9 protein-coding genes and 1 tRNA gene are annotated in these 12,501 nt (G+C 70.2%); 4 read left to right on the forward strand and 6 right to left on the reverse strand.

Translation table 11 applies throughout. From position 1 onward, the window contains the following. Positions 1-41: 41 nt before the first annotated feature. From QE428_RS02300 to QE428_RS02325, 6 genes are all read right to left on the reverse strand, one after another. Positions 42-1,490 (reverse strand): hypothetical protein, encoded by a 1,449-nt coding sequence (locus QE428_RS02300; RefSeq protein WP_307462610.1) that lies wholly within the window; start codon positions 1,488-1,490, stop codon positions 42-44. Positions 1,491-1,589: 99 nt separating this feature from the next. Continuing rightward, positions 1,590-4,046: an ATP-dependent helicase gene (locus QE428_RS02305; RefSeq protein WP_307462612.1), complete on the reverse strand. Its 2,457-nt coding sequence runs from the start codon at positions 4,044-4,046 to the stop codon at positions 1,590-1,592. Between the two features lie 60 nt (positions 4,047-4,106). Continuing rightward, positions 4,107-5,210, reverse strand: coding sequence for an aromatic acid exporter family protein (locus tag QE428_RS02310; protein WP_307462615.1), 1,104 nt, complete (start codon positions 5,208-5,210; stop codon positions 4,107-4,109). 73 nt (positions 5,211-5,283) lie between these two features. Continuing rightward, positions 5,284-6,831: a glycosyltransferase family 2 protein gene (locus QE428_RS02315; RefSeq protein ID WP_307462617.1), complete on the reverse strand. Its 1,548-nt coding sequence runs from the start codon at positions 6,829-6,831 to the stop codon at positions 5,284-5,286. Positions 6,832-6,896: 65 nt separating this feature from the next. After that, positions 6,897-7,577: a response regulator transcription factor gene (locus tag QE428_RS02320; protein ID WP_307462619.1), complete on the reverse strand. Its 681-nt coding sequence runs from the start codon at positions 7,575-7,577 to the stop codon at positions 6,897-6,899. After that, entirely contained in the window at positions 7,570-8,829 is a 1,260-nt protein-coding gene (locus QE428_RS02325) for an ATP-binding protein (RefSeq protein WP_307462621.1), read from the reverse strand. Before QE428_RS02325 ends, QE428_RS02320 begins: the two co-directional genes overlap by 8 nt. Positions 8,830-8,942: 113 nt before the next feature. Here QE428_RS02325 and QE428_RS02330 point away from each other — a divergent pair, with 113 nt between their 5' ends. The 4 genes from QE428_RS02330 to QE428_RS02345 all read left to right on the forward strand — a co-directional run bounded on the left by QE428_RS02330 (position 8,943) and on the right by QE428_RS02345 (position 12,471). Next, positions 8,943-10,415: a PspC domain-containing protein gene (locus QE428_RS02330; RefSeq protein ID WP_307462623.1), complete on the forward strand. Its 1,473-nt coding sequence runs from the start codon at positions 8,943-8,945 to the stop codon at positions 10,413-10,415. Continuing rightward, positions 10,412-10,771 (forward strand): hypothetical protein, encoded by a 360-nt coding sequence (locus QE428_RS02335; protein ID WP_133400337.1) that lies wholly within the window; start codon positions 10,412-10,414, stop codon positions 10,769-10,771. The genes QE428_RS02330 and QE428_RS02335 overlap by 4 nt, the downstream gene beginning before the upstream one ends. Before the next feature lie 88 nt (positions 10,772-10,859). Further along, positions 10,860-12,314, forward strand: a complete 1,455-nt coding sequence (locus QE428_RS02340; RefSeq protein ID WP_307462626.1) for a serine/threonine-protein kinase — start codon at positions 10,860-10,862, stop codon at positions 12,312-12,314. 82 nt (positions 12,315-12,396) lie between these two features. Continuing rightward, positions 12,397-12,471: transfer RNA gene (locus QE428_RS02345), tRNA-OTHER, on the forward strand. The last annotated feature ends 30 nt before the right edge of the window (positions 12,472-12,501 follow it).

Raw genomic sequence — 12,501 nt, forward strand, 5'->3', positions numbered from 1 at the left:
CGGGTCGCGCAGAGTTCACGCCCTGCGCGACCCGCTTCCCGTCAGCGCTTGGACGCGCGGTACCCAGCCTTCTGTGCCGCGGCTGCTGTGGCGAAGCACTGCTCGGGATGGGTGGCGTTGTAGTACTGCCCACCCGGCACGTGGTAGATCCAGTCCTTCGTGTGACGAGTCGTCTGGTTCCCCTTGATGGGGTGGCTCTTCGGGCATGAGGTCTTACTCGAGGGCTTGGCCACCTGGCTACCAGCCGGCTTGGCTGTCGACTTCGCCGCTACCGCACCGGTGGCGCGCGAGGTGGTGCTCACCGTCGCGTAGCCGGACTTCGTGCCGGTGACCCTGACCGTGATCTTCTTGCCCTTGAGGTTGGAGGGCACGGTGAAGGTCGACTTCGTCGCCTTCGAGATCGCCTTGCCGTTCGCGTACCACTGGTACGACAGGCGGGTGCCGGAGGTCCAACGACCGGGCTTCGCGGTCAACTTCTGACCGACCTTGGCGCTTCCCGAGATCGTGGGCGTCGCCGAAAGTGCAACCTTCGCCGTCGCCTTCGACCCCTTCGAGGTCGTGACGTGGCCGGCCTTCTTGCCGGTGACCGTCACGGTGATGTTCTTGCCGACGAGCGAGGACGAGATCTTGTACGTCGACTTCGTCGCGCCGTTGATCTTCTTTCCCGAGGCGTACCACTCGTACGAGAGGGATGCCCCCTTCGCCCATGTGCCTGCCTTGACCGTGAGCGTGGCGCCCACCGTCGCCGTTCCGCTCACCGACGGCGTGCTCGCCTGGAGCGCGGCGGCCTTGACGGGTGCCGTCTCGAGAGTGCGCTTGAACTGGATGGTGTCATTCGACGGCGTGCCCGTCGGATAGAGGTAGGCGTAGACGTCGACCGAGACCCGCTTGCCCACGGCGTTCGCACCGAGGACGAGGGAGGCGGAGGTGCCCTCCTGCAGGAGTTCCTCGCCCGCATACCACTCGTACTGGAGCTCAGCGCCGGCCGGCCATGCGCCCCGGGACACGGTGAGCTTGCTGCCGACGGTCGCGGTACCGGAGATGACGGGGTTGCTGGCAACTCCCCCGATCGTGTCGAGGTCGGCGCCGATACCGGTGACGGGCCCGTCTCCCACTTCCAGAGGCGTGCCGTCCTCCAGCGTCAACGAGTCGTGGTACCACTCGATCCAGCTGGTGACGGTCTCCCCGTCGTCGTAGCCGAGCTCGTTGAAACCGACGTGGTACGTGCCCGCCGGGAGTCCCGTGATCGAGTACGTGCCGTTCGCGCTGATCGATCCGTAGTAGACCTCGTAGTGCGATCCTGCGTCGAGCCATGCGGTCGCGAGACTGTCGCCGACCGCGATCTGATCGCCCGTCACCGTGCCGGTGATCGACCCGGTCGGATTCGCGTCGTCAGCGATGGCTGCCTGCGGCAGCGCCCAGATCGTGCCCGTCAGAAGTGCCGCGCCGGCTGCGAGCGCAACCGAACGACGGCGCAGCGATGCGCCCATGTATTTCCCCAGTCCCGCGACCCCCGTCGCGCGCTATCAGCGAATTCCCAGCGAATCGCTAGGCACAGTCTGACACACCGGAAATACGCGGCTGTTCACTCAGAGCTTGACGATCGGCGCGACCTTTATGAGGAGCTTCTTCGGGCCTGCGGTGTCGAACCGGACGTGGGCAACCCGCTTTGCGCCCTCGCCTGTGACCATGTCGACCTTGCCCTCGCCGAAGTCGTCGTGACGGATGCGGTCGCCCGCCGCGAGCTCCATGTCGCCGTTGTCGCGGACCTTGGCCGGGATGCGGTTGGCGAACTTCGCGAGCGCGTCGGACTTCTCCCGCTTCGGGAGCGGCACGAGGTCGTCACCGTACCGGCTCGATCCGGATCCGCCGAACCGGGAGCCGCCTCCGGGCCGTCCGTTCAGAGCTCGGGACTGCATGCCGCCGCGCGAGTTCACGTCGCCCGGCGACTGCCGCCAGTCGATCAGCTCGTGCGGGATCTCCTGCAGGAACCGGCTGGGCATGGCCGCCGACACCTCGCCGAACTGCGCGCGGGTCATCGCGAGCGACAGGTGCAGCCGCTTGCGAGCACGCGTGAGGGCGACGTAGAACAGGCGCCGCTCCTCCTGAGGGCCGCCGGGCTCCCCCGCCGAGATGCGGTGCGGAATGAGGTCCTCTTCGACACCGGTCACGAAGACGGCGTCGAACTCGAGGCCCTTGGCCGTGTGCATCGTCATGAGCGAGACCGAACCACTGGCATCGTCGAGGTCATCGGCATCCGACACCAGCGTCACCTCGGTCAGGAAGTCGAGCAGCGTCCCGTCGGGGTTGTTACGGGCGAACTCTCGCGTCACAGCGACGAGTTCGTCGAGGTTCTCGACGCGCGCTTCGTCCTGCGGGTCTTTCGACATCCGCAGCGCGTCGTAGTAGCCGGACTTGTTGAGCAGGACGCGAAGTCCCTCGGTCACCGACGTCGACGGCGCGATCTCGCCCGAGCTCGGGAGCATGATCTCGGATGCCTCGACGAGGACGGCATCCAGCTCGGCGATCGCGTTCTGCACCTTCGCCCCGACGCCGAGCGCCGACGCGTTCGCGAGGGCGTCGCGGAACGTGATGCCCTCGGATGCCGCGTACCGGGCGATCGCGGTCTCGGTGACGTCGCCGATGCCGCGTCGCGGCCGGTTCAGGATGCGGCGCACCGCCATCTCGTCGGCGGGGTTCGCCACCGCGATGAGGTACGCCATGGCGTCCTTGATCTCGGCGCGGTCATAGAACTTCGTGCCGCCCATGATCTTGTACGGGACGGCGGAGCGGATGAAGATCTCTTCCAGCGCACGGGACTGGGAGTTCGTCCGATAGAACACGGCCACCTGCGAGTAATCGACGCCCTTGCGATGCAGGGCCTCGACCTCGTCGGCGACGAACTGCGCCTCGTCGTGCTGCGAGTACCCGGTGAACCCGATGATCGGGTCACCGTCGCCGACGTCGGTCCAGAGCTTCTTGTCCTTGCGGTCGAAGTTGTGGCCGATGACGGCGTTCGCGGCCGACAGGATGTTCTGCGTCGAGCGGTAGTTCTGCTCGAGGAGCACGACCTTGGCACCCGGGAAGTCGCGCTCGAACTCGCTGATGTTGCGGATGTCGGCGCCGCGGAAGGCGTAGATCGACTGATCCGAGTCGCCGACGACGGTGAGCGATGCGCCCTCGATCTCGGGGGCCTCGTCGGGCTCGAAGATCATCATGCCGCCGCTCGAGAACGCATCGCCTGCTTTGCCGACGACGGGCCGGGTCAGCTCGTGGATGAGGGCGTACTGGGCGTGGTTGGTGTCCTGGTACTCGTCGACGAGGACGTGCCGGAACCGTTTGCGATACACGTCCGCGACGTGCGGGAAGGCACGGAAGAGATAGACGGTCTGCGCGATGAGATCGTCGAAGTCGAAGGCGTTGGCCTTCTGGAGCGAGCGCTGGTAGTCCGTGAAGATCTCGACGAAGACGCGCTCGGCGGGGTCGCTCATGTTCGCCTGCCGCGCATAGGACTCGGCATCGGCCAGCTCGTTCTTCAGCTTGGAGATGCGCCCCTGCACGGCGGCGGGGGTGAAGCCGAACGAGTCGCCCTCGTGCTCCTTGACCAGGCGCTTGATGAGCGCGCGGGAGTCACCGGAGTCGTAGATCGTGAAGCTCTTCGTGAAGCCGAACTGGTCGGCCTCGCGGCGCAGGATGCGCACGCACGCGGAGTGGAAGGTCGAGATCCACATGCCCTGCGCACTGTCGCCGACGAGCTGGCGTACGCGTTCGCGCATCTCGCCGGCGGCCTTGTTGGTGAATGTGATCGCGAGGATCTGACTCGTGTACGCCTCGCGCGTGCGCAGCAGAGAGGCGATGCGCCGCGTGAGCACGCTCGTCTTGCCCGAGCCCGCGCCCGCGACGATCAGCAGCGCCGGCCCGCGGTGGGTGACGGCCTCTCGCTGCGGCGGGTTCAGGCCGGCGAGGAGGTCCTCGTCGGGGCGGGAATCGCCCGCGGAGCGGGGCGCTCCGGCGCCGACGATGACGGGCTTGATGGAGTCGCTCATGTCCCCACGAGTCTACGTTCGACCGCCGACACCGACGCCCGGCATCCGCTTGCCGCGTGCTCAGGCCAGCGCGTCGGAGACCCGCCGCGAGATGTCGGTGATGCGTCCGAGTGTCGCAGCGAGCCACAGCCCCGGCTGATCGTGGGCGTCGGAGGTGTCATCGGGGGCGGGGAGGGATCCTGCGTAAGCGTCGATGGCCTGCCATGCGGCATCCACCCTCGTCGTCATCTCGTCGTCGGCGGGCGGAGTGGCCATGAGCTCCGCGACCCGCCGCATCGCGGCGTCGAGCAGAGCAGGATCGCCGTGCCGCTCGTCGAGACGCTCATGCTGCCCGAGGACGTCGAGCAGATCGCGGGTGAGATACGCCGCCCGCTCCAGTCCCCACCATCGCTGCGCGTTCTCATCGTGGACTCCGCCGACACCCCGCGCGCGGATGTTCGCTCTTTCGGACCGGGATGCCTCGTCCACATCGGCGGCCACGGCGACGACCAGCTCGGCGAGCGCGTCGCCGTCCTCCCGGAGGCTGGGGAGGTCGGGCTCTGCCTTCCCCGCCGAATCAGCTGCGCGGTCGAGCGCGGAGGCGACGGCGGCGCGTAACTCGGACAGGCGGTCGCGCGCGGACTGCAGATACAGAGGCGGGACGAGCACGAAGTTCGCGACGACGCCGACGAGCACACCGAAGGCCATCGTGGCGAGGTACGACGACGAGAAGCCGTCGGGATCGTTCTTGCTCAGCAGCAGCACGAACAGTCCGGCGAGGGCCACCCAGTCGCGTCCGACACCGAGGGCTCGGATGCCGCCGAGCGTCACTCCGACGAGCACCACGAGCGCGAGGGCGACGATCCCGGGCGCTCCCGCGGCGACGAGGGCGAGTCCGCCGAACCCGATCGCGATGCCGCAGGCCAGACCGATGAGCGACTGGACGCCGGCGCGCGCAGAGTCGGCGACCGTCGGGTACATGCTCACGAGAACGCCGAGGGGTGCGTAGTACGAGTACTCGGCGTCGGCGAACGGCACGAACGGAGCGAAGAACCAGGCGATCCCCGCCGCGATGGCGGTTTTGAGGGCGAGGATCAGGCGCCGCGGAGTGAAGATGTCCCCGCCGGCTCGGCGCAGGCCGAGCGCCAGCTGCGCCGCCGTCAGTCGTGGGGTGGTGCGGGGCATGCAGGCAAGGTACCCGGGCGCGCGGCATCCGCGACTCCCCCTTGCAACCGCGCGACGCTCGGCGTACGGGCGGTCAGCCGGCCAGCGTCCGCGAGCGGTGCGGGATGGTCGCCGCGGGCGTGCGGTGCGGCATCGCCGTCGCGTGTCGCCCGGACGGAATCGGCACGAGCACCCGATCGGTGCGAGACCGGCGCCGCAGCATGCCGACGGTGAACAGTGCCGCCAGCGCAGCGGGACCGAGCGGGCCGCCCGCTGCCAGCGGCGAGCCGGAGACGAGGACGGCGCCGACGGCGAGAAGCGGGACCAGGAGCATCTCGTCCCGCAGGACCGCTGCCGTCTCGGCCGCTCCGCGCCGGGACGTGGTCTTGGGCGTCACCCAGAACGTCGCCCGCCGGCCGAGCCCCGTGCGGACGACGGCGGCGAGGACGACGAACGTCGTGGAGGCGTAGAGCAGTCCCGCGGCGAGGGCGAAGGCGATTCCCGCGGCGAGTCGCTGCGACCCTGCCCGACGCACCGCCTCGGGCAGGAGCGGTGCCGCCGCGGCGAGCGCGGACACGATCATGACCCAGACCGGGGGCGGCGTACCGGTGCCGGCGAGCGCCGCTCCCGTGACGAGCGTCGCAGCCCCGGCGAGGGCGGTCACCGGGACGAGAGCCGTCTCGAGCGCGAGGTCGAGCGCTTCGCGAACGCGGAGCCCGCGCATCCGCCCGAGGCGGCGCAGGAACTCGACGGCCCCCTCGGCGGTTTTGCGCATCTGCACCCGGAAGGCCGCGTAGTCGATCGGGTAGTCCTCGGTGAAAGCGACGTCGGCATCGACGACCCGCCACCCCCGCCGCCGCAGTCGCACGGTCATGGCGAGGTCTTCGGCGACCGCCTCGGGGAACCCGCCGACGTCGTCGACGGCCGCGGCACGAATCAGTGCGCCGCGTCCGAGGAAGGCGGTCACCCCGTGCGCTGCACGCCCCCGACGGGTGACACCGAGGTGGGTGGCCAGCAGAGGCCCGAAGTAGCGCGCGAAGCGGGTCCTGCCGATGGATGCCGAGGGCGAGGCCTGGGCGACGGCGACCGTCGGGTCGGCGAGCTCCGCCCCGCAGACCCGCGCGACTCCGGCGTCCAGGACGACGTCGCTGTCGCAGATGAGGTAGGCATCGTAGCGGCCGCGGAGCCGTGCGATCCCGGCGTTCAGGTTGCCGGCCTTGAAGCCGGACCTGTGTTCACGGCGGATCACCCGCCAGCCGCGCGACGCGGCGAGCGCATCGACGCGTACCCTTACGCCGGCGTCCGCCGAGTCGTCCAGCAGCACGACGCCGACCGGGACGTCCTGGCGGGAACTGCGGATGATCGCCGCCTCGTCGAGGTCGTCGCAGATGCACACGAGCAGGGCGATCCGCTCGGCTCCCCTCGCCGCAGGCTCGACCGGCAGACGGCGCCTGATCGACGAACGCCACCAGAGCCCCGCCGCGCGTCCGCCCGCGATCCACGTGACGGCGCTCGCGATGGCGAAGGACATCGCAAGCGCGGTCCCCTCCCCCAGGGCCCAGAGGACTGCGGGTACGACGAGGGCGCACCAGACGGCGACGACCGCGATGGTCGAGACCCGGTTCCGGAATCGCGAAATCACATACGGAGTATATGTATACATAGAATTCTTTTTTCGGGATGCCGCGGCCCGCGCCTCCGGCCCTGTCACAGCAGGCGCCGCTCCGACGCCCATGCCGTCAGCTCATGACGGGACGACAGCTGCAGCTTCCGCAGCACCGACGACACGTGGGTCTCGACGGTCTTCACCGAGATGAACAGCTCCCGCGCCACCTCTTTGTAGGCGTACCCCCGGGCGATGAGCCGCATGACCTCCTGCTCGCGCCCGGACAGGCGGTCGAGTTCGTCGTCGACCGAGGCCGTCTCCCCCGCCGCGGCACCGAAGGCATCGAGGACGAAACCCGCCAGCCGCGGTGAGAACACGGCATCCCCGCTCGCGACCGCGTGCACGGCGCGACTCACGTCCGCTCCCGAGGACCCCTTCGTGATGTAGCCGCGCGCGCCGGCGCGGATGACCCTGACGACGTCCGCGGCGGCATCCGACACGCTCAGCGCGAGGAAGCGCGTGGACGTCTCCGCCGAGCCGAGGATGACCGCCTCGCCGCCCAGCGAATGGGCGGCGCCCTCTGCGCCGGGCAGATGCACGTCGAGCAGGACGACATCGGGCCGCTCCGCAGCGATGACCGCCACGGCACCGTCGACATCCGCCGCCTCGCCGACGACGCGGACGGAGGAGTCGAGGTCGGCCCGGAGCCCGGACCGGAAGATCGAGTGGTCGTCGACGATGACGACCCGGACGGGTTCGCCGCCGCGCGATGCGTCACTCACGCCGGCCTCCCGTCGGCAGGCTCAGCCGCACCTCGGTGCCCGTGACGTCGGGAACCGAGCGGATGACCGCGGTCCCGCCGGTTCGCCGCATCCGCCCGATGATCGACTCGCGCACGCCCCAGCGATCCGCCGGGACTGCTGCCGCGTCGAACCCGGCGCCGCGGTCGCGGATGAAGACGTCGACAGCGGATGCCGCTCCCTCGATGTACACCGAGATCTCGCCGCCCGCGTGCCGCGCGGCGTTGAGCATCGCCTCTCGCGCCGCGGCCGCCAGCTCGCCGCTCGCCCGCTCGGTGGACGTGCCGGTCGAGACGACCTCGATGCGGACCGGGTAGTCGAGCTCGAGGGCTCCCGCGTAGTCCCGCAAGTCGGTCGCGAGGTCGCTGTCGGCGGGCGAATCCCCGTCGTAGAGCCAGGCGCGCAGCTCGCGCTCCTGGGCTCGAGCGATGCGCGACACCTCGCTCGACGCCTCCGATCGGTTCTGGATGAGTGCGAGCGTCTGCAGGACCGAGTCGTGCAGGTGGGCCGCCATGGCCGCCCGCTGCTCCTCGCGCACGCGGCCGATGCGATCGTCGACGAGGCGGCGCCAGGCCTGAAGGAGAGCGGATGCCGCGATGATCACCGCACCGACCAGGGGCAGAGCGAGCTCGCCCAGGACCGCGCGGGCACCGCGCACGTCGGCGAGCGGAAGGACGGTCAGGAAGACGATCGCGAGCGCGGCGGCGGCGAGGACGCGGACCACCATCGCGTGGCGAGGACCGCGCGCAGGGTCGACGCGGTCGATGGCGCCGGCCCACACGCCCGCCGCAGTCGCGAGGATCGTCGCCGCGGCGACCCAGGGCTCGGTCGACCAGAACACCCAGGTGTATCCGAGCGCTCCTGCGGACGGAAGCTCGATGCGGACGACCGCGTCCTGCTGCGCCGCGGCGAGCACCCCCGAGACAGCGACTCCTGCGCCGCCGATCAGCAGCCACGCCACGGGAACGCGCCGCGTCGGTGTCTCTTCGCCAGGCTTCATGGGCATGAACGTCCAGCACCAGACGTAGAACACGGCGCCCGCGCCCCCGACGAGGGTGGCGACCGCCAGCAGCACCCGCACGCGGGTCGCGGAGACGCCGAGGTGGTCGGCAAGGCCTGCGGTGACACCGGTCACCGCCATCGTCCGCGGCCGTGCGAGCGGCGGGCGGGCGGGCCTGCGCATCGGACGGACCGGGCGGGCCGCGGCATCCGGCGCGGTCGCAAGGGAGGACATGTCCACATCAAACCACCGCGCCTCACCCCGGGACATCCTCCGGAAGAGGTATCAGGGACGGATCAGGGTGACCCCTGATGGCAGCCCGACGCCGCCCCGACCATGCTCGGAACATGCCTTCGCCGCAGACCAGCGCACCGCCCGTCGATCAGCCTTCCTCCGTGCCCGGTGGGGGCGACCGCTTCTTCGAGTGGACCTCGACCCTCGGCGTCATGCGCATGGACGGCTGGTTCGGAGGGGTGGCTGCCGGGGCGGCCGCACGGTGGGGGGTCGATCCGCTGATCGTGCGCGGCATCCTCGTGGTCCTCGCGATCATCGGGTTCCCGGTGGCGCTGGTCTACGGGGCGGCGTGGGCGTTCCTCCCCGACACCACGGGCCGGATCCCGGCCCAAGAGGCCTGGCACCGCCGATTCCACGCCGGTCAGGTCGGAGCAGTCCTGTTCATCGCGGCATCCTTCGTCCCTGCACCGCTTCCGCTCATCCTGGGCATCCCGAGCCTGGTCGTCCTCGGTGGGGCCTACCTCGGGGATGTCGGGGTCGTGGTCCTCCTCCTCGCCGCTGCGGCGATCGTGTTCTCGGTCGTCGCCGTGCTGGTCGCCGCACCGTGGCGCCCGCGGCGCGTTCAGGCAGCGACCGCCGGCCCCGCCGAGCCGGATGCCCCCGAGTGGGCCGTCTCCGATCCACCTCCGGACCGGGACGCCCCGGCCGAGCCCGAGACACCCGCCGGCGCCGCGACCGCGGACGACCTCGCCCGGTGGCGCGAGCAGCACGCCGCCTGGAAGGAACAGGATCAGGCGTGGCGCCGGGAACAGCAGGATGCCGCGCGCGCCGCCCGTGACCAGCTGCGCCGCGAGCGCCAGGAGTCCGCCGCGGCTTTCGCGGCGGAGGCGGCCGCGAAGCGGCGGGAGCGGCACGCGATCGCACCCCGAGCCCCGCTCGCGTTCGTTGCGCTCGCCGTCGGCATCGCGGTGATCGCGGGGACGATCGTCGCACTGTCGACGGCGGGGGGCGACCCGATCGCCGCCGGACTGTTCGCGGCGGCCCTGGTCCTCGCCGGCGCCATGACGGCCTCCGGCGCTCTGCGACGCCGCAGCGGCTTCCTCGCCTTCGTCACCGCGGTCACACTCCTCGGAGGCGCCGCGGCCACGGGAGTCACCGTCGGGCGGGAACTGCACGTCGGAAGCTTGGGCATCGCGAACGACGAGATCGGCGCAACTTCGTTCTTCCAGCCATGGGGGGATCTGTCGATCTACCTCGCGAACATCGGAGGCAGCCCGCGGGACATGCACGTGCAGAAGCGAACGGGAGTCACGATCGTGATGATGGCTGATGACGTCCGCATGGATCTCGAAGTCGTGACAACTGATGCGTCCGTGGGCGTGTCCGTCCCGGACGGCTACTTGTCCCTCGAAGACATCACCGGCGCTGTCGCCACGCCCCTCTCGGGCGGGCGAACGCGCTATACCGTCGCGCTGGGCGACACCACGTCCCCCGAAACAACGCAGAAGGTACTTCTCGAGCAGGACGCGGGCTACATCGAAGTCAGTCTGGACTACGTTCCTAACCACGAAGGGAACCCGTCATGACCGACGCACCCACGACCCCGCTCGACGACCTGGAGCCTCCGACCATCGACGAACCCGCGGCATCCGCTCGTCGCACCGACGGACCACGGACCCGCTGGGCAGCCATCGTGTGGGGCCTCACATTCGCAGCGATCGCCGCCGCGGGGTACGGCGTCACCTCCTCGACCCGCGCGACCACCACGCTGATCGACACGGTGGCGGATGCGCAGATCGGGCCCGCCGTCGCGATCGGCCTGCTCGTGATCGGCGGGCTCGTGGCCATCGCCGGAGTCGCAGGTCTTCTGCGTGCGGCGCAGCGATCTCTCGCAGCGGGCCGCTTACATCAATCCACGCACGAGTCAACCCGCCGGACCTGACGCGATCGACCCTCTACATTCGTGGTGTCGCTTTACCCGAGCGGCGTAAGGGCGGACACGCGTGTCCGGGACATCCGCAGGAGTGGCCGTGACCGAACCGTCCGACGAGCCCGTCACGTCGGGCATGCTCGACGGACGGTACGTCCTCGGCCCCTGTGTCGGGCAAGGCGGAATGGCGCGGGTCTTCCGCGCCGAGGACGTCGTCCTCGGCCGTACGGTCGCGATCAAGATCATGCGTGCCGAGTCCGAGAATCCGGCGATCCTCCCCCGCGCGCGGACCGAGATGTCATTGCTCGCCTCCCTGAACCACCCTTCTCTGGTTACGCTCTACGACGCCAAGATCGTTCCGGGGCAACCCGAGTACCTGGTGATGGAGTTCATCGAGGGCGAGTCGCTCGCCGCCGCTCTACAGAGCGGACCGCTGGATGCCGACGAGACGGCCGGCCTCATCGGGGAGCTCGCCTCGGGACTCGATGTCGTTCATCGCTCCGGGATCGTGCACCGGGACGTGAAGCCGTCGAACGTGCTCCTCGCGCCCTCCACACTCCCCGGCCGCCGATTCTGGGCGAAGCTCGCCGACTTCGGGGTCGCTTACCTCGCCGACAGCACCCGCCACACGACGCCGGGGACGGTCATCGGCACCGCGGCGTACCTCGCCCCCGAGCAGGTGCGCGGCGAGCTCGCGGGTCCGCCCGCGGATGTCTACGCGCTCGGGCTCCTCGCCCTCGAAACGATCACGGGCGATCGCGCCTTCCCCGAGGCGTCAGGCATCGGCCGCGTCATGGCGCGCCTGGTCGAGACGCCGGAGATCCCCGCATGGCTCGGCCCGGAGTGGTCCTCGCTGTTGGGCGACATGATCGCGCGGGATCCCGGCGACCGCCCTACCGCCGGAGACGTCGCGCTGCGTGCGCGGTCCCTTCCGACGCACCTCGTCCGTGTGCCGCGTCCCACCGCGTCGACCCTCGACCAGGAGACGCAGGCGTTCGAGATCGCCCCGGCGAGCGCCGAGCCCGTGACGCGGGCGGTGAGCGCGTCGACACCCGACGTCATTACACGCGGAGCCTCCGGCCGGGCGACCCGGTCGCAGAGGCGCACCCGCCGCTCGCGCGGATGGATCGTCGCCGGCGCCGTGGGTGTCATCGCCGCGATCCACATCGTCCTCCTCAGCTCATGGTGGGCCGACGGCACCCCCGGTGGCGGTCCGGCGCCGGAACAGACCATCAGCGAACCGACGTCGCCCGCCCCCGCGGAGCTCGTCGTCGACGACGGGGAGCAGGCCGTCGTGACCGTCGACACGTCGACCGACGAGACCGGGGAGGAATCGACGCTGCGCGAAGCCGACCCCGCACCCGTGGATGCCGAGCCTGAAGCCCCGGGCCAGCCCGCTCAGGAGAACGCGAACCAGAGGGCCAAGGAGCGAGCGAACGAGAACTCCGCCGTCCACGGCACCACGAACAACGGCAACGGCAATAGCGGCAATGGCAATGGCAATAGCGGCAACGGCAACGGCAACGGCAACGGCAACGACAAGAAGGATCAGTGATCACCGTCACATGCCGACACGCCGCGTCATCTGCGGTCATTCCCTGCGGCGACGTCCGCCGTCCGGGTTAGCGTGACAACATCGCGACGGTCCGGGTGGTCCCGGGCACCGGGTCATACCGGATGTGCAGCGGGTTCGACTCCCGCCGTCGCGTCCACTGCAGCCGGCGAGCCCGACGCACCGGGCT

The organism is Microbacterium sp. SORGH_AS_0505 (assembly GCF_030818715.1).
Classification (GTDB): Bacteria; Actinomycetota; Actinomycetes; order Actinomycetales; family Microbacteriaceae; genus Microbacterium.

Coding starts and splice junctions, on each gene's coding strand:
- QE428_RS02330 (WP_307462623.1), top strand. CDS start 8,943: ATGCCTTCGCCGCAGACCAGCGCACCGCCCGTCGATCAGCCTTCCTCC.
- QE428_RS02310 (WP_307462615.1), bottom strand. CDS start 5,210: ATGCCCCGCACCACCCCACGACTGACGGCGGCGCAGCTGGCGCTCGGC.
- QE428_RS02335 (WP_133400337.1), top strand. CDS start 10,412: ATGACCGACGCACCCACGACCCCGCTCGACGACCTGGAGCCTCCGACC.
- QE428_RS02305 (WP_307462612.1), bottom strand. CDS start 4,046: ATGAGCGACTCCATCAAGCCCGTCATCGTCGGCGCCGGAGCGCCCCGC.
- QE428_RS02300 (WP_307462610.1), bottom strand. CDS start 1,490: ATGGGCGCATCGCTGCGCCGTCGTTCGGTTGCGCTCGCAGCCGGCGCG.
- QE428_RS02325 (WP_307462621.1), bottom strand. CDS start 8,829: ATGTCCTCCCTTGCGACCGCGCCGGATGCCGCGGCCCGCCCGGTCCGT.